15 protein-coding genes are annotated in these 16483 nt (G+C 67.3%); 10 read left to right on the top strand and 5 right to left on the bottom strand.

The genetic code is table 11. From position 1 onward, the window contains the following. Window positions 1-12 precede the first annotated feature (12 nt). Window positions 13-1578 carry an L-piperidine-6-carboxylate dehydrogenase gene (amaB, locus tag RMCB_RS28910; RefSeq protein ID WP_062831498.1) on the top strand — a complete coding sequence of 522 codons (1566 nt, stop codon included), beginning with the start codon at window positions 13-15 and terminating at the stop codon, window positions 1576-1578. 7 nt (window positions 1579-1585) lie between these two features. Here the strand turns inward: amaB and RMCB_RS28905 are convergent, their stop codons facing one another. From RMCB_RS28905 to RMCB_RS28895, 3 genes are read right to left on the bottom strand one after another with little or no spacing between them, the layout of a single operon-like run. Next, window positions 1586-1861: a hypothetical protein gene (locus RMCB_RS28905; protein ID WP_029370544.1), complete on the bottom strand. Its 276-nt coding sequence runs from the start codon at window positions 1859-1861 to the stop codon at window positions 1586-1588. A gap of 58 nt (window positions 1862-1919) precedes the next feature. Further along, complete coding sequence (locus RMCB_RS28900; RefSeq protein WP_062831497.1) at window positions 1920-2639, bottom strand: QcrA and Rieske domain-containing protein; 720 nt, start codon at window positions 2637-2639, stop codon at window positions 1920-1922. Further along, window positions 2636-3172, bottom strand: coding sequence for an RNA polymerase sigma factor (locus tag RMCB_RS28895; protein WP_062831496.1), 537 nt, complete (start codon window positions 3170-3172; stop codon window positions 2636-2638). Before RMCB_RS28895 ends, RMCB_RS28900 begins: the two co-directional genes overlap by 4 nt. Window positions 3173-3415: 243 nt before the next feature. On the opposite strand from RMCB_RS28895, the gene RMCB_RS28890 reads away from it, so the two are divergent. From RMCB_RS28890 to RMCB_RS28870, 5 genes are read left to right on the top strand one after another with little or no spacing between them, the layout of a single operon-like run. Beyond that, window positions 3416-3910, top strand: a complete 495-nt coding sequence (locus RMCB_RS28890; RefSeq protein ID WP_407662148.1) for a cupredoxin domain-containing protein — start codon at window positions 3416-3418, stop codon at window positions 3908-3910. Next, window positions 3907-4848 carry a metallophosphoesterase family protein gene (locus RMCB_RS28885; RefSeq protein ID WP_029370548.1) on the top strand — a complete coding sequence of 314 codons (942 nt, stop codon included), beginning with the start codon at window positions 3907-3909 and terminating at the stop codon, window positions 4846-4848. Before RMCB_RS28890 ends, RMCB_RS28885 begins: the two co-directional genes overlap by 4 nt. Beyond that, window positions 4845-5264, top strand: a complete 420-nt coding sequence (locus tag RMCB_RS28880) for a hypothetical protein (RefSeq protein ID WP_051243909.1) — start codon at window positions 4845-4847, stop codon at window positions 5262-5264. Before RMCB_RS28885 ends, RMCB_RS28880 begins: the two co-directional genes overlap by 4 nt. Window positions 5265-5273: 9 nt before the next feature. After that, on the top strand, window positions 5274-6083 hold the full coding sequence (locus RMCB_RS28875) for an SDR family oxidoreductase (protein ID WP_062831495.1): 810 nt from the start codon (window positions 5274-5276) through the stop codon (window positions 6081-6083). A 47-nt stretch (window positions 6084-6130) separates the two neighbouring features. After that, window positions 6131-6649, top strand: a complete 519-nt coding sequence (locus tag RMCB_RS28870) for a DUF1942 domain-containing protein (RefSeq protein WP_084388636.1) — start codon at window positions 6131-6133, stop codon at window positions 6647-6649. 18 nt (window positions 6650-6667) lie between these two features. On the opposite strand, the gene RMCB_RS28865 is transcribed toward RMCB_RS28870, so the two are convergent. Continuing rightward, window positions 6668-8104 carry a lipase maturation factor family protein gene (locus tag RMCB_RS28865; protein ID WP_062831493.1) on the bottom strand — a complete coding sequence of 479 codons (1437 nt, stop codon included), beginning with the start codon at window positions 8102-8104 and terminating at the stop codon, window positions 6668-6670. Window positions 8105-8281: 177 nt separating this feature from the next. Next, window positions 8282-8695, bottom strand: coding sequence for a heat shock protein transcriptional repressor HspR (locus RMCB_RS28860; RefSeq protein WP_029370552.1), 414 nt, complete (start codon window positions 8693-8695; stop codon window positions 8282-8284). A gap of 267 nt (window positions 8696-8962) precedes the next feature. On the opposite strand from RMCB_RS28860, the gene RMCB_RS28855 reads away from it, so the two are divergent. The 4 genes from RMCB_RS28855 to nei2 all read left to right on the top strand — a co-directional run bounded on the left by RMCB_RS28855 (window position 8963) and on the right by nei2 (window position 16274). Further along, window positions 8963-9385, top strand: a complete 423-nt coding sequence (locus RMCB_RS28855) for an Hsp20/alpha crystallin family protein (RefSeq protein ID WP_276064413.1) — start codon at window positions 8963-8965, stop codon at window positions 9383-9385. A gap of 782 nt (window positions 9386-10167) precedes the next feature. Continuing rightward, entirely contained in the window at window positions 10168-10821 is a 654-nt protein-coding gene (locus RMCB_RS28845) for a TetR/AcrR family transcriptional regulator (RefSeq protein ID WP_062831491.1), read from the top strand. A gap of 49 nt (window positions 10822-10870) precedes the next feature. Then, complete coding sequence (locus RMCB_RS28840) at window positions 10871-15385, top strand: ATP-dependent helicase (protein ID WP_062831490.1); 4515 nt, start codon at window positions 10871-10873, stop codon at window positions 15383-15385. 133 nt (window positions 15386-15518) lie between these two features. After that, a complete protein-coding gene (gene nei2, locus RMCB_RS28835; RefSeq protein ID WP_062831489.1) occupies window positions 15519-16274 on the top strand; it encodes an endonuclease VIII Nei2 in 756 nt (251 codons plus the stop codon). Window positions 16275-16483: the final 209 nt, after the last annotated feature.

Genomic DNA, 16483 nt, shown 5'->3' with positions numbered 1-16483 from the left:
GAAAGGCGCACGATGACCACGACCGAACGCACGCAGTTGCCCACCGCCGACGACCTGCGCCGACAGGTGCGTGAGGCCTTCGAGTCCATTGGCGCAACGGTCACGTTGGGCCCTCCCGGAGCCCATCCGGCCGGCGTGCCCGCCAGCACGCCGATCACCGGGGATGTGCTGTTCACCGTCGCCGAGCACACGCCCGAACAACTCGACGCGGCCATAGCTGAAGCTGCCCAGGCCTTTTCGACGTGGCGAACCACACCGGCACCGGTACGTGGCGCGCTCGTGGCTCGGCTCGGTGAACTGCTCGTCGAACACAAGGCCGCGCTGGCGGCGCTGGTCACCATAGAAGCAGGCAAGATCGTCTCAGAGGCCCTCGGCGAGGTGCAAGAGATGATCGACATCTGCCAGTTCGCCGTGGGACTGTCCCGGCAGCTCTACGGGCGCACCATTGCCTCCGAGCGGCCGGGACACCGACTCATGGAGACCTGGCACCCACTCGGCGTCGTCGGCGTCATCACCGCGTTCAACTTCCCCGTCGCGGTGTGGGCATGGAACACCGCGGTCGCGCTGGTGTGTGGCGACACCGTGGTGTGGAAGCCTTCGGAGCTGACCCCACTGACCGCCATCGCCTGCCAGGCGCTGATCGAACGGGCCGCCTCAGATGTGGGCGTCACCGGGTCCGTATGCCGGCTGGTGATCGGCGGCCGAGAGCTGGGCGAGCGTCTCGTCGACGACCCGCGGGTGGCGCTGCTCAGCGCAACCGGCTCGGTGCGGATGGGTCGTGAGGTCGGCCCGCGGGTGGCGGCCCGGTTCGGCAAGGTGCTACTGGAGCTGGGTGGCAACAACGCGGCGGTGGTCACGCCGTCGGCCGATCTCGACCTGGCGGTACGTGCCATCGTCTTCTCGGCCGCTGGCACGGCAGGGCAACGCTGCACCACACTGCGCCGGCTGATCGCGCACAGAAGCGTCGCCGACGAATTGGTGTCGCGGATCGTCGCGGCCTACCGGAGCCTGCCGATCGGCGCGCCGGGAGCCGACGGCACGCTCGTGGGCCCGCTCATCCACGCACGCGCCTACCGCGACATGGTCGGCGCGCTGGACCAGGCCCGCGCCGACGGCGGTGAGGTGTTCGGTGGCAAGCGTCACGACATGGGGGATTCCTCCGGACGCGAGGAGGGCGCGTTCTATGTGGCGCCCGCAGTGGTACGCATGCCGGCCCAGACCGCCGTGGTGCACAACGAAACGTTCGCGCCGATTCTCTACGTGCTGACCTACGACACACTCGACGAGGCGATCGCCTTGAACAACGAGGTGCCGCAAGGCCTTTCATCGGCCATCTTCACCACCGACGTGCGTGAGGCCGAGCGGTTCCTGGCTGCCGACGGATCGGACTGCGGTATCGCCAACGTGAACATCGGTACGTCCGGCGCCGAGATCGGCGGCGCATTCGGCGGCGAGAAGCAGACGGGCGGCGGCCGGGAATCCGGATCGGACGCCTGGAAGGCCTATATGCGCCGCGCTACCAACACCGTCAACTATTCGTCAGAGCTTCCCCTGGCCCAGGGCGTGCATTTCGGCTAGCGCCAGGTCAACCTTCGGGTTCACACTCCACGTCGACGTAGACGGTCGTGAACCGCTGCGCGGTGGCCTGGGTGCCGGACGGCACCCCGTGCACCCCGGTCACCGTGCACTGCGACAGCGGCACCCCGTTGGCGCCGTTGACCTGAACGGAGTAGCCGGCTTCGGTCAAGTCCCGCACCACATCCGGGGCCTTCATGCCACCGGTCGGTGCGGCCACGGCCACCCCGGCCAAACCCACCGCGCCGAACGCGGCCACCGCCAGGGTGCATATCGATCTGTTCATCTCCGGACCTCCTGCATCCGTGCCTCACCAATCGATATGCGCGACGGTTACACCGTCCTCACGCCGGCTGGGCCGGAGGTGCGGGCGCCAACACCTCGATGACACCGTCATGCTCCCGAACATCGAAGTGCGGCAGCGGTTTCGGTGCAATCGGCAACTGGTGCGTGAGCACCTGCCCGGCGGGTGAGAACGACGTGACGTGACACGGGCACCGCAGGCTGTCGGCAGAGTCGTCGAACCACAACTTGCATCCCTGATGCGTGCACACCCCTGACACCGCCTCCACGCGGCCCCCGGCGGCCCGGCGCACGAATCCCGACACGGTCCCCAGATCGAACGGCAGAACCGACCCCTCGTTCAGCTCTGCGCTTTTCGCCACCGGCAGCCATGCGCCGTCGTTGGGAACGAGTTCGGAACTCTCGGCCTCGTGTGGCTCGGCCGGGGTACTCCTACCGGTCACCACGTGGTCGATGGACACGGCGGCCACGGCAGCGGTGGCCGCCGCGGCGGTACCGACGATGACCTGGCGACGCGTGGCCGACGGGCCCCGCCCGGCCTGGGCCGGTTCATCCGCCTGCTCACGGGAAAGCTGTTGGGCGATACGGTTCTTGAGGTCGTCCACGAACTCGGGCCGAGGCTCGTCGGCGCCGGGCCGGGCGGCCCGCAACTCGATCGCGGTACGGATCTGGGCAGCTTCGAAGTCGTCGGCGGGGAAAGATTCCGGTCGGCGGCCCGCGAGTAGATCGTCGACGTATTTGCGTACCCCGCGCCTGGTCACGGTGTCCCTCCCTCGTTGATCTGAGCTGCCAGCCGCAGCGCCCGGTGTTGCAGGACCTTTGCGTTGGCGACGCTGACCCCCATGTCGTTCGCCGACTCCCGGACCGAACGTCCCTGCAGGAAGCGCAATTCCAGCACCCGCCGGTATTGCGGCGGCAGTTGGGCCAGCACGCTGGCCACGCGTTGCGGCGCTGTGCTGACCGTCTCGTCGTCCGGGGACGCTTCCACGGCGGCGATGTCGTCGATGGCGGTGATCTCCCGCCCCATGGTGGCCCGCCAATGCGCTGCCAGGACCGTTCTGGCGGTCGCGCGCAGATATGACCGGGCCTCGGCAACGCTCGCCGACAACCGCAGCGGCCGCAACGCCGCCAGAAACACCTCTGAGGTGAGGTCCTCGGCATCGGCCCGGCTGCCCAGCCGGGCGTACAGCATCCGGTACACCCACGTCACGTTGTCGTCATACACCGCTTCCCAGCTCGGATAACAGGCCTCCGGCACCAACCGCAGCTCGGGCCGGTCACGTTGGGCCGACATCGAGCTTCTCCGGGTGCCCCTGCAACGTCTTCTGCGCCGTCACCGGCCTCCTGCCTTTCGTCGTGCGGTAGCTCCGCACACCTAGGTAGGACGGCGGGTTACACACGACCGCGCACCACATCCCTCAAGCATCCACCCGGCTCGGTGTCTGCGAGCGGAAAACAACCGCGGCTCCCCACGTGTAACCCGGCGCGCTATCTCGTGGTGACCGTTCTGCACCGCTTTCCAACCGGAGGTTCCGTCATGTTCCGACGATCCCGAACAAGCGCCGTCGTCGCCGCCGCGGTGATGACGGCGACCACCGCACTGGCGGCGTGCTCGAATACGCCGTCGGCGCCCCAGCCGTCAGCGCCGCCGACGGTCAACTTCGGGCCCAATGGCGGCACCTCGGTCGGTATGGCCCCGATGCAGGGCATGGCGCCGATGAATCCGCAGGCACCCGCGGCCACCGCAGGGACAACGGCCGACACACCGTCGGCACCGGTGTCGGGTACGGCGGTCAGCATCAACAACTTCGCATTCGTACCCGCCACCCTGACGGTGCACCGCGGCGACAGCGTCACGTGGACCAACCACGACGAGGAACCGCACACGATCGCCGCCAATGACGGCTCGTTCCACTCCCCCGGCATGGACGCCAATGCCACCTACACGTACACCTTCACGAACGCAGGCAACTATGACTACATCTGCAGCATCCATCCGTTCATGCACGGCTCGGTGGTGGTGACGCCATGACCAGCCAGCAGGACACAAACGCCGACCCACAGGGCATGACCCGTCGGCAACTGATCCGGCACGGCGCCTGGTTCGGCGCCGCGGTCGGGCTCGCCGTCGTCGGCGGTGAGGTGCTCTCACACGCCGCCGCCGCTCCCACAGCCAACATCGCCCGACCGACGCTGCGCTTCGCCCAGGTCAGTGACAGCCACATCGGGTTCACCGGCAGCGCCAACACCGACGTCGTCGGCTCGTTCGGCCGGGCCATCGACCAGATCAACGGGCTCGGCTACACACCGGATTTCGTCATCCACACCGGCGACCTGACGCATCTGGCCACGCCGGCTCAGTTCGACCAGGTCAAACAGATGATGCAGGGCCTCAAGACCCCGCATGTCTTCACCGTGCCCGGGGAACACGATTCCGTCGACGACGCCGGCCAGAAATACCGGTCGGTGTTCGGAGCGGGCACTCGCGGCGACGGCTGGTACAGCTTCGACGTCGCGGGCGTGCATGTCATCGGTCTGGTCAACACGCTCAACCTCAAGAAGCTCGGCCACCTCGGACCCGACCAGCTCGAGTTCGTCGAGAAGGACGTCGCCTCGTTGTCGGCTGACACCCCGATCGTGGTGTTCAGCCACATACCGTTGTTCGCGATGTACCCGGAGTGGGGCTGGGGCACCGACGATGCGACCCAGGCACTGAGCTACCTGCGCCGGTTCTCGTCGGTGACATGCCTCAACGGCCATGTCCACCAACTGTTCTCGAAAACTGAGGGCAATGTGACGTTCTACAGTGGGACCACCACGGCGTACCCGCTGCCGCATCCCGGCGACGGCCCGGCACCCAAACCGCTGACGCTGCCCGCCGGTCGGCTGCAGGACGCCCTGGGTATCCGAGAAGTGACCTACACCAAAGGAAACACCGCACTGGCGCTCAAAGAGGAGAAGCTGCAATGAGTTCGGACAATGCCGTCGCCAAAGTTGCCGTCAACCTGGGGATCGCCGCCGCGCTGCTGGCCAGCGCCGCCAGTCACGCCTATCTGTACTTGCACGGCTACCAACACATCCCCGCGATCGGACCCGGATTTCTCGTCCTGTCATCGGTTTTCGCGGCGCTGGCAGTCCTGATCGCGGTGGGCGGACCGGCTTGGCTGCGGCTGGCCGCCCTGGTTGGCGCGGTCGGCGCGATCGGCGCATTCGGACTGTCCCGCTCGACGGGCCTGTTCGGTTTCGTCGAGTACGGCCTACAACCGGCTCCGCACGCGTTGATCAGCCTGATCTCTGAGGTGATCGTCGTGGTGTTGGCCGGATGGTCGCTGCGCGACCTCGTCGAGATCCCTGCAGACAACCCATTCCGGCAGAAAGTCCGGTAAGCAGATGGGATGCACATCGAAGACGGGGTAGCGATAGTCACCGGCGCCGGCTCTGGCATCGGGCGGGCGTTGGCACAGGCGCTGAGTGCGGCCGGTGCTCGCGTGGTGGTCGCCGACATCGATCATCCGGGGGCCTCGGAGACCGCAGAGCTCATCGCCGGTTCCGGCCGTGCGGCGCTGGCGGCCCGGGCCGACGCCGCCGTCACCGCAGACATCGAGAACTTGGTCAGCCTGGCGGAAAGTGAGTTCGGGCCGGTCGACATCTATGTCGCCAACGCCGGGATCATGGGGGCGCCGGGGCTGGGCGGCGACGCGGATTGGGACGTCATCCTCGACGTCAATCTGCGCGCACACATCCGGGCAGCGAACATCGTTGTGCCCCAGTGGGTGTCCCGCGGAACCGGCTACTTCGTCTCGGTCGCCTCGGCGGCCGGGCTCCTGTCACAGATCGGCGCCGCCGGCTACACCGTCACCAAACACGCGGCCGTCGGGTTCGCCGAATGGCTGGCGATCACCTACGGCGACGATGGCGTGGGAGTGAGTTGTGTCTGCCCGCTGGGCGTGGACACCCCGCTGCTCAACGCGGTGCGCACGGCATCCGATCCCGACACCCACGCCAGTGCCGAAGCCGTGGTGCGTTCCGGTGCGGTGATCACGCCCGAACAGGTGGCGGCGGCCACCGTGGACGCCATTCGCGCCGACCGGTTCCTGGTGCTGCCGCACCCGGAAGTGTTGGACATGTACCGCCACAAGGGCAGCGACTACGACCGGTGGATCTCGGGTATGCGTCGCTACCAGCGGACACTGCGCGGCACGTAGGCGCCGACGGTTAGCCGACGCCGATAGTGGGTAGCGCAAGGGGCAGCATGCGACCCACAGCGGTGGCCGCCACAGCGGCAGGAAGAGGCAACCTCATGGATCTACGCAAGGCGGCCGTGACCGCGGCGGAAACGCTGGCCACGACAGTTGCGGGGGTGTTCACGCCGGCTCCTGCGTCCGCCTACCCGACCATGAGCAAGTTCGGCAGTGAGCAACCCCTGTGCAACGCCGACGCGACAGTGGCCACGCAGTGGAGAGTCGGCAGCCTTGAGCCCAGCGACGACCCGATGCCGTTTCCGGTCACCGGCCAGTTGTGGAAGGCGGTCGCGACGGCGACCGCGGTTCATGGCGAAACCATCCCGGCCGTGTCGAACTTCACCGCGCGCACCGACGACGGACACAACTACTCCGCGCTGGACAAGGCGCCCAGCCCGCCTGCTTTGGCGCCGTCCCCGCTGAGTCAGGGTGACTCCGCAACGGGGGCGGTGTATTTCGATGTCTCCGGCCCGCCACCGACCAGCGTCGTGTACCACAGCGGCGGGCAGGACCTGCTGATCTGGTCGTGAGCTTCTCGTGACGCGCCTTCATCCACCCGTGGTCTGGCCGTGCGGGGCGCGGCGCGCGACAGGCGGGACGTATTCACCGAGCAGCGTGCGATGCCACCAGATGTGCTCGTGCCGAAGCTCGTGCCAACTACTGAAGCGGTACCGGTAGAGCCGCGCGCGCACAAAGTGCGGGGGTGAATCGGGAAACGGGTTGCGCCGCAACAGTCGAACGGTGTCGGCGTCGTTGTCGAGCAACAGCCGCAGAAAGGCGGGCAGCCAATCTCTGGCATACGCCGGGGATATCGCGACAAACCACATTAACCAGTCCAGGCGCAGATGGTAGGGCGCGATCTGCGGGGGCCGGCGACGCACATCGCCCGGCTTGCCCTTGAATTCGTATTCCAGCCACACCGTGTGTTCGGTCAGCCGGGTGTCGGCGGTGCCTTCGATCACCACCTCGTCTCGGGTGCGGCCGACGACGCCGAACGCTCCGTAGGTGTTGACCAAGTGATATCGGTTGAAGGAGGCGTTCATTCGCTGTCGGTGCGACAGCAGGTTGCGCACCGGACGGTAACTGAGGACGACCACCGCCACGGTGAATGCGACGACCACACCGACGAACCAGACCGGCGGATCGGGCAGTGCCGGCGATCCGACCCCCACGAAGCGATCCGGAATGGCACTGCACGCCAGTACGATCGTCACCCAGTTGAGCCAGGCGAAGTTCCCGGACAGCACCAGCCACAGCTGCGTCACCACCACGACGACGCCTGCGGCACCCGCGACCGGCTGCGGCGCGAACAGCAGGAACGGCACCACCAGCTGAGATATGTGGTTGCCCGCGGCTTCGACGCGGTGCAGCGGCTTGGGCAGATGGTGAAAGTACCAACTGAGCGGACCCGGAATGGGTTGCGTCTCATGGTGGTAGTACAGGCACGTCAATGTGCGCCAGCAGCTGTCACCGCGAATCTTGATCAGGCCGGCACCGAACTCGACCCGGAACACCAGCCACCGCGCCAGCCACAGCACCAGCGCAGGAGGTGCGATGTCGTCGTTGCCCAGGAACATCACCAGAAACCCGGCTTCGAGCAGCAGCGACTCCCAGCCGAACGAGTACCACGTCTGCCCGACGTTCACGATCGACAGATAGAGCACCCAGATCAGCAACCACACCAGCATGGCCGCCCACACCGGCGCCAGATCGCCGCCACCGGCGAGAAGCGCTGCCGACAACAGCGCGCCCACCCAGCAGATCAGCGCGAAAAACCGGTCGGAGTAATGGAGTTGGAAGATGCTCGGCGCGGCGCGGAACGGGGTGCGGGCGAGGTACCGGGGAACCGGCAGCATGCCCCGCTCACCGATGAGCGCACGGAATTGCCGAGCGGCCGCGACGAACGCGATCAGGTAGATCGCCGCGATCCCCCGCTGCAACACCTGTCTGGCCAACCAGTATTCGGGTGCGGTGAACCATTGCATGAGTGGGCCTGTCGAGGGGCTTTGTCCATGCTAAGCACCCAGACCTCGCGGCGGCAATGTCTGGCGTTCGCTGCCGCCGCGGCGCGGTCACGCGGTAGCACGATCGAACAGCGGGACACCGGGAAACGTTGTGCGGCCGACGCCAATTCGATCGACGTCGCCGGCGGCGGCTTCGCCCTATCGGGCCGGGTGTTTGGAGATGCCGGGATTGCGTCGAGCGTCGCGGCGGCTGCGGTGGTGCGGTGCCTGGTCCTGCTGCAGCTGAGATGGTTGTCCTGCTTCGAGCGCCGCGTTGCGCGCTTCCAGCTTGCTGTTGTCGGACTCCAGTTGGCTGTTCTTGTCCTGCAAGTGCAGGATCTGAGCGATCCCTGCCAGGTTGACGCCCTGTTCGACCAGCTCGGTGATCCGCCGCAATTGCTCGATGTCGTCGTCACTGTAGCGACGGGTCCCCCCGGCGGTGCGTGCTGGGCTGAGCAGCCCGGAACGTTCGTACAGGCGTAGCGTCTGCGGTCCGATCCCCGACAGCTCGGCAGCAACCGAGATGCCATAGACGCCGCGCGCCGACCGCGACGCCTTATGTTCCCCGGTCACACCCTGTCTCCGTTCTCGACCACCAAATCTCCTCACCCGATGATGTCCATCCCAGCAAAGGCGGACCCGCCGATACAACAAGGCTATGCGCTTGGCCATAGATTTTCCAAGCCTGAGCTAATGCAAAATGTGGTCGATTGTTCACCAAGCCTTGGTGGAACTACGGTCAAAAATTTCTCCGCAGACCCTTGCGTACACATGCATGGAGTGGTATCACAAAGCTATATCGACTTACATAGATTATCTTCCGCCACTGGGAGGTGAACCATGATGTTGATGCGCACAGATCCATTCCGCGATCTGGACCGACTGACTCAGCAGGTATTGGGCACCGCGGCCCGGCCGGCAATCATGCCGATGGACGCCTGGCGAGACGGCGACCGGTTCATCATCGAATTCGATCTGCCAGGGGTGCAGGCGAACTCGCTACAGCTGGACGTCGAACGCGATGTGCTGACCGTGCGCGCTGAGCGCCCCGACGTGGATAAAGACCGCGAAATGCTCAGCGCCGAGAGACCGCGGGGCGTCTTCACCCGCCAGGTGTTCCTCGGCGAGAATCTCGACGCGGACAAGATCGAGGCCGGCTACCACGACGGCGTGCTGCGGTTGACCATTCCGGTCGCCGAGAAGGCGAAGCCGCGGCGCATCGCGATCAGCCGCGACGGTCACCAGACGGCGATCAACGCCTGAGAACGCCAGGGCCGCGGCACTGTCGCCCGGCACCGACCCCGGCCGCGGCCCTGCGATCCCACGCCCGACCGTCAGCGCGAGGAGGTGATGCGTCAACTCCGGGATATCAAACATCGACAGCTCCGCAGTAGTACAGATCTTCGGTAACGCCGTGCCGTCCACACCGATTGCGACGAGAAGACAGCGGCTGACGCGCCCGATGCGCACGCACCGCCACTGATCGTGGCCCGCTCTCAATGTGGACCGCGCGGCAGTTATCGAGCCGGGGTGGGCGCGTGGGATGTGCACCCGCGCCCGTCCCGGCGCCGTAGTCGGATTGCGGCCAGTGACGTAACACGTTGTGCGACAACGAGCTCTGAGCGAGAGGGGGGTGCGAGATGTATGAGACCACAGCCGTCGGGTTCGAGCCTTCTGACGTGATCGATGAGGCGGCAGCGATTGTGGAGGCTGAGTGGATGCGCCTCATGGCCGACGAACGGTGGGCCCGGGCTGCAGCGTCGTACATGGAGTTGCCCGTCGCGCGGACCGTGCGAGCTCGCCTCAGAGTGCTCACCGATCGATACCGAAAGGGTCTGTCGGACTTGTCATTCGACTCAGTGGACGCTCAACCGACTCGACGGCGCGCCGCAAATGTGTGGGCCACCCAACGGTCGCCTCCGGCACGTCTTCAGACGGGCCGCACTTAGCCCGCGCAAATCGGGGCCGGCGCGAACTGTCGCTTTGCGACGTCGCCGGCCCCGTCCTTGCGTCCCCGACGAATCAAGTGAAGTTAAGCTGGCCGGGTGGGAGCCGAGGCGAGACGACGTCTCTCCCCCGCCGATCGGCGCAGTGAGCTGTTGGCGTTGGGAGCCGAAGTGTTCGGTCAGCGGCCCTACGACGAAGTCCGCATCGACGAGATCGCCGAGCGCGCCGGGGTGTCGCGGGCGCTGATGTATCACTACTTCCCCGACAAGCGGGCGTTCTTCGCTGCCGTTGTGCGCGCCGAGGGCGAGCGCTTGTTCGCCGCCACCAACACCGCGCCCGAGCCCGGCGAAAGCCTGTTCGGTCAGTTGCGCGCCGGCGTCATGGCCTATCTGCGCTACGACGAGGAACATCCGCACGGCGCGTGGGCCGCCTACATGGGCATGGGACGAGCCGATCCGGTGCTGCGGGGCATCGACGACATCGACAACGACCGGCAAGCAAACCGGATCATGGGCCGCATCGCCGAGGCGGCGTCTCAGCCCTTGGACGCGAAGCTGGAACGCGACCTCCGGGCCACCATCTACGGCTGGCTGGCGTTCACGTTCGAGATGTGCCGCCAACGCCTGCTCGATCCGTCGGTCGACGCCGGATTCGTCGCCGACACGTGTGCACACGCCCTGCTCGACGCCGTGGGCCGGGTGCCCGGGCTGCCCGCCGAGCTGGTCTGCGCCGCCGCTCCCGAGCACCGCTAGCGGCCGCACGCTGCGGCCACTTGTCGGTGCCACGCGGCAGTATGGACGGATGGCCCCACCCGATCCACTGGCCCGGTTCAGCGCGCTGACCCGGGAGTGGTTCGCGACCGCCTTTCCGGAGCCCACAGCCGCGCAGGCGCAAGCGTGGGCTGCCATCGCGAAGGGGGACAACACCCTGGTCATCGCGCCGACGGGGTCGGGCAAGACGCTGGCTGCGTTTCTGTGGGCGATCGACCGGCTGGCCTTCGAACAGCAGGCCGGCGCCGCAGGCACGGGCACGCGCGTGCTCTACGTGTCGCCCCTGAAGGCCTTGGCCGTCGACGTCGAGCGCAACCTGCGCACACCGCTGACCGGCATCACCCGCGTCGCCGAACGCCAAGGCCTGCCCGCACCGTCCATCAGCGTCGGCCTGCGCTCCGGGGATACCCCACCCAACCAGCGGCGCGCTCTCATCACCAAACCACCCGACATCCTGATAACCACCCCCGAGTCGCTCTTCCTGATGCTCACCTCGGCGGCCCGGGGAACGCTGGCCACCGTGCAGACCGTCATCGTCGACGAAGTGCACGCTGTCGCGGCCACCAAACGCGGCGCGCACCTGGCGCTGTCCCTTGAACGACTGGACCAGCTGCTGGACCGGCCCGCCCAGCGGATCGGGCTGTCGGCAACGGTTCGTCCGCCCGAGGAAGTGGCCCGGTTCCTGTCGGGGCCCGCACCGACCACCATCGTGGCTCCCCCTGCCAGCAAGACGTTCGATTTGACGGTGCAGGTCCCTGTGCCTGACATGGCCAATCTCGCCAACAACAGCATCTGGCCGGACGTCGAGGAACGCATCGTCGATCTCATCGAGGCGCACCGCTCCTCGATCGTGTTCGCCAATTCCCGCCGCCTCGCGGAGCGACTCACCTCGCGGCTCAACGAAATTCACGCCGAACGTGCGGGTATTGAACTTGCGCTCGCCCATAACTCGCAGGTGGGCGGAGGCGCCCCCGCCCAGCTGATGGCCAGCGGTCAAGCCAACGGCGCACCGGCCCTCTTGGCCAAGGCCCACCACGGGTCGGTCAGCAAGGAGCAGCGCGCTCAGGTCGAAGACGATCTGAAGAGCGGCAGGCTGCGTGCCGTCGTCGCCACCTCGAGCCTCGAACTGGGCATCGACATGGGTGCGGTGGACCTGGTCATCCAGGTCGAGGCGCCGCCCTCGGTGGCAAGCGGACTGCAGCGTATCGGTCGCGCCGGGCACCAGGTCGGCGAGATTTCCCAGGGCGTGCTCTTCCCCAAGCACCGCACGGATCTGATCGGCTGCGCGGTGACGGTGCAGCGCATGCGGGCCGGCGAGATCGAGACCATGAAGGTGCCCGCCAATCCGCTCGACGTGCTGGCGCAGCACACCGTGGCGGCGGCTGCGCTCGAACCACTCGACGTCGAAGGCTGGTTCGACGCGGTACGGCGCAGCGCACCATTCGCCACGCTGCCGCGCAGCGCCTTCGAAGCGACGCTGGACCTGCTGTCCGGTAAATACCCGTCGACCGAATTCGCCGAGCTGCGGCCGCGCTTGGTCTACGACCGCGACGCCGGCACGCTGACCGCGCGTCCCGGTGCGCAACGGCTGGCGGTCACCTCCGGCGGGGCCATCCCCGACCGAGGGCTGTTCACCGTCTACCTGGCCACCGATTCCGAAAAACCTTCCCGGGTAGGCGAACTCGACGAGGAGATGGTCTACGAGTCGCGCCCCGGCGACGTCATCTCGTTGGGCGCCACCAGCTGGCGGATCACCGAGATCACCCACGACCGGGTGCTGGTCATCCCTGCGCCAGGGCAGCCCGCGCGGCTGCCGTTCTGGCGCGGCGACAGTGTGGGCCGGCCGGCCGAGCTGGGGGCGGCCGTCGGTGCGTTCACCGGTGAGCTCGCCGCACTGGACCGCGCCACGTTCGACGAACGTTGCCTGGCAATGGGTTTCGCCGGGTATGCCACCGACAATCTGCACCAGCTGTTGCGCGAGCAGCGGGAGGCCACCGGCATCGTCCCCAGCGACACCGCCCTATTGGTCGAGCGATTCCGCGACGAGCTCGGCGACTGGCGCGTGATCCTGCACTCGCCGTACGGGCTGCGGGTGCACGGCCCGCTCGCACTGGCGGTCGGCCGCCGGTTGCGGGAACGGTACGGCATCGACGAGAAGCCCACCGCATCGGATGACGGCATCATCGTCCGCTTGCCCGACGGAGGTGAAAACCCGCCAGGCGCCGATCTTTTCGTCTTCGATGCCGACGAGATCGAATCCATCGTCACCGCCGAGGTGGGCGGGTCTGCGCTGTTCGCATCCCGATTCCGGGAATGCGCCGCCCGGGCCCTGCTGCTGCCCCGTCGGCATCCAGGGAAACGCTCACCGCTGTGGCATCAACGTCAGCGCGCCGCACAGCTGCTCGACATCGCACGCAAGTACCCCGACTTCCCGATCGTGCTGGAAGCGGTCCGGGAATGCCTGCAGGACGTCTACGACGTGCCGGCGCTGATCGAGCTCATGCGCAAGGTCGCCCAGCGCCGGCTGCGGGTGGTCGACGTGGAGACCGCGACACCCTCGCCGTTCGCCGCGTCGCTGTTGTTCGGTTACGTCGGCGCATTCATGTACGAAGGCGACAGCCCGCTGGCCGAACGACGCGCCGCGGCACTGGCCCTGGACACCGTGCTGTTGTCGGAGCTGTTGGGCCGCGTGGAACTGCGGGAGCTGCTCGACCCCGCGGTGATCGCGTCGACCGCCGCCCAGCTGCAACACCTGACCCCCGAACGGGCCGCCCGCGATGCCGAAGGTGTGGCCGATCTGCTGCGGCTACTCGGCCCGCTCACCGAGGAAGAGATCGCCCAACGCTGCACGGTGGAGACGATCGGGGGTTGGCTCGACGGTCTGCACGCCGCCAAGCGGGCGCTGCCGGTCAGCTTCGCCGGGCAGACGTGGTGGGTGGCGGTCGAGGACATCGGCCTGCTTCGTGATGGCGTGGGGGTGCCGGTTCCGATCGGCGTGCCCGCCGCATTCACCGAATCCGTCCCCGATCCGCTCGGGGATCTGCTCGGTCGCTACGCCCGCACCCGTGGTCCCTTCACCACGGCCGACGCGGCGACGCGATTCGGACTCGGGCTGCGCGTGACCGCCGACGTGCTGGGCCGCATGGCCGTGGACGGGCGCATGGTGCGCGGCGAGTTCGTCGCGGACCTGCCTGGAGACCAGTGGTGCGACGCCGAGGTGCTCAAGATCCTGCGCCGGCGGTCACTGGCGGCGCTGCGGGCCCAGGTGGAACCGGTGTCCACCGCGGCGTACGCGAGGTTCCTGCCGTCCTGGCAGCATGTGGGGTCGTCGCACAGCAGCGGCATCGACGGGCTGGCCGCAGTGATCGATCAGCTCGCGGGGGTGCCCGTACCGGCCTCGGCAGTGGAGTCGCTGGTGTTCGGCCAGCGCGTGCGCGACTACCAGCCGGCCATGCTCGACGAGCTGCTGGCCTCCGGTGAGATCACGTGGTCGGGCGTCGGGCAGATCGGTGGAGGTGACGGCTGGATCGCGTTCCATCAGGCCGACACCGTGCCGTTGACGTTGGCCGCGCCCACCGAGATCGAGTTCACCGACACCCACCGGGCCATCATGGAGACCTTGGGCGGCGGCGGAGCTTATTTCTTCCGTCAGCTCGCCGACGGACTGCCCGCAGATGAGCTCAAAACCGCCCTGTGGGAACTCATCTGGGCCGGGTGGGTCACCGGCGACACATTCGCTCCCGTGCGGGCGGTGCTGGCGGGCCCGCGCCGCACCGGCACCCCCGCGCACCGGCAGCGGCAGAGACCGCCACGGCTGAGCCGTTACAGCGTGGCCCGGCCGCAGGCCCGCGCCGCCGATCCGACCGTGTCCGGACGTTGGTCGGCACTGCCCGGCCCCGAACCCGACTCGACAGTGCGCGCACATTTCCAGGCCGAACTTCTGCTCAGCCGGCACGGCGTGCTGACCAAGGGTGCAGTCAACGCCGAAGGGGTGCCAGGCGGCTTCGCCACCCTCTACAAGGTGCTCAGCGCATTCGAGGACGCCGGGCGGTGTCAACGTGGATATTTCGTCGAATCGCTCGGTGGCGCACAGTTCGCCGCGGCGTCGACCGTTGACCGGCTGCGGTCCTATCTGGACAGTGTCGACCCGCAACGGCCCGAGTATCACGCGGTGGTGCTCGCCGCCACGGACCCTGCGAATCCCTATGGCGCCGCGCTGAGCTGGCCCGATGACGGCGAATCCGGCCACCGGCCTGGCCGTAAAGCGGGCGCGTTGGTGGCGCTGGTCGACGGGCAGCTCGTGTGGTTCCTGGAGCGTGGCGGCAAGTCGCTGCTCAGCTTCGGCTCTGACGCCGATGCACAGCGGGCCGCCGCAGCCGCCCTGGCCGATCTGGTCAGCTCCGGCCGGGTGCCGTCACTGCTCGTGGAACGGGTCAACGGGACGGCAGTGCTCGACCCCAGCGCCGATGACGCACGCAGCGTCGTGCAAGACGCGCTGACAGGCGCCGGCTTCAGCCGGACTCCGCGCGGCCTTCGATTGCGGTGAGGAAATCCATGCCATGAGATCGCGATACGCCTCGCAAGAATACGGCTAGCCCGGGGGCTACACGACCGACTCCTCAGGCGGCTCCAGCAGCGGGAATGTTGAAGCCACGGGTAGAGAGCTGTTCAATAAGGAGATGCCCGAAGGCGACACCGTTTTTCACACCGCCGCGGTTCTGCGCAACGCGCTGGCGGGAAAGACGTTGACCCGCTGCGATATCCGTGTTCCGCAATATGCCGCGGTCGATCTGAGCGGCGACGTCGTCGACGAAGTCGTCAGCCGGGGGAAGCATCTGTTCATCCGGGTCGGCACGGCAAGCATCCACTCGCATTTGAAGATGGAAGGCAGCTGGCGGGTCGGGTGGAAGAGCTCCGGCGCCCCGCACCGCATCCGAATTGTGTTGGAAACCAATGACAGCCGAGCAACGGGTATCGACCTCGGCGTGCTGGAAGTACTCGACCGCGACCGCGACATGGATGCCGTCGCGCACCTGGGACCGGACTTGCTCGGGCCGGACTGGGATCCGCGCACCGCGGCCACCAATCTCACGGCCGACCCGGACCGGGCGCTCGCTCAGACCTTGCTCGATCAGCGGGTGATGGCAGGCGTCGGCAATGTGTATTGCAACGAGCTCTGCTTCGTGTTCGGTCGTCGCCCCACCACCCCCGTCAGCGCGCTGAACGATCCACTGCGGGTGGTGCAGCGAGCACGGGACATGCTGTGGCTCAACAGGTCCCGCTGGAATCGGACCACGACCGGCGACACCAGGAACGGCCGCCAACTGTGGGTGTACGGCCGAGCCGGCGCGCCCTGCCGGCGATGCGGCACACTCATCGAGACAGACAGCAGCGGTGATCGCGTGACCTATTGGTGTCCCAGCTGTCAGACGTGAAAGGCCGATACGTCTGGCCTGTTGCCCGCCTTGTTGTCTGCCGCCAGGATACCGCGCCGCGAACGCCAATTGTGTTGTGCAGCTGGATCTGTGGATGAAGTGCGGGTTGTGGATAACTGGTTGGGGTGTCGGGTGGTGGCGGTAGAATTCGAACATGCTTGCGAACGCGGTGATGGACCGGGAAACGGTCCTGGCGGTGTTCGACGAGT

The organism is Mycolicibacterium brisbanense (assembly GCF_001570425.1).
Classification (GTDB): Bacteria; Actinomycetota; Actinomycetes; order Mycobacteriales; family Mycobacteriaceae; genus Mycobacterium; species Mycobacterium brisbanense.
This window is presented reverse-complemented; position numbering and strand designations above follow the sequence as displayed.

What these genes read in the sequence shown, in the direction of transcription:
- amaB (WP_062831498.1), top strand. Translation starts at nt 13, where the DNA reads ATGACCACGACCGAACGCACGCAGTTGCCCACCGCCGACGACCTGCGC.
- RMCB_RS28905 (WP_029370544.1), bottom strand. Translation starts at nt 1,861, where the DNA reads ATGAACAGATCGATATGCACCCTGGCGGTGGCCGCGTTCGGCGCGGTG.
- RMCB_RS28895 (WP_062831496.1), bottom strand. Translation starts at nt 3,172, where the DNA reads ATGTCGGCCCAACGTGACCGGCCCGAGCTGCGGTTGGTGCCGGAGGCC.
- RMCB_RS28890 (WP_407662148.1), top strand. Translation starts at nt 3,416, where the DNA reads ATGTTCCGACGATCCCGAACAAGCGCCGTCGTCGCCGCCGCGGTGATG.
- RMCB_RS28885 (WP_029370548.1), top strand. Translation starts at nt 3,907, where the DNA reads ATGACCAGCCAGCAGGACACAAACGCCGACCCACAGGGCATGACCCGT.
- RMCB_RS28880 (WP_051243909.1), top strand. Translation starts at nt 4,845, where the DNA reads ATGAGTTCGGACAATGCCGTCGCCAAAGTTGCCGTCAACCTGGGGATC.
- RMCB_RS28875 (WP_062831495.1), top strand. Translation starts at nt 5,274, where the DNA reads ATGCACATCGAAGACGGGGTAGCGATAGTCACCGGCGCCGGCTCTGGC.
- RMCB_RS28870 (WP_084388636.1), top strand. Translation starts at nt 6,131, where the DNA reads ATGCGACCCACAGCGGTGGCCGCCACAGCGGCAGGAAGAGGCAACCTC.
- RMCB_RS28865 (WP_062831493.1), bottom strand. Translation starts at nt 8,104, where the DNA reads ATGCAATGGTTCACCGCACCCGAATACTGGTTGGCCAGACAGGTGTTG.
- RMCB_RS28855 (WP_276064413.1), top strand. Translation starts at nt 8,963, where the DNA reads ATGATGTTGATGCGCACAGATCCATTCCGCGATCTGGACCGACTGACT.
- RMCB_RS28840 (WP_062831490.1), top strand. Translation starts at nt 10,871, where the DNA reads ATGGCCCCACCCGATCCACTGGCCCGGTTCAGCGCGCTGACCCGGGAG.
- nei2 (WP_062831489.1), top strand. Translation starts at nt 15,519, where the DNA reads ATGCCCGAAGGCGACACCGTTTTTCACACCGCCGCGGTTCTGCGCAAC.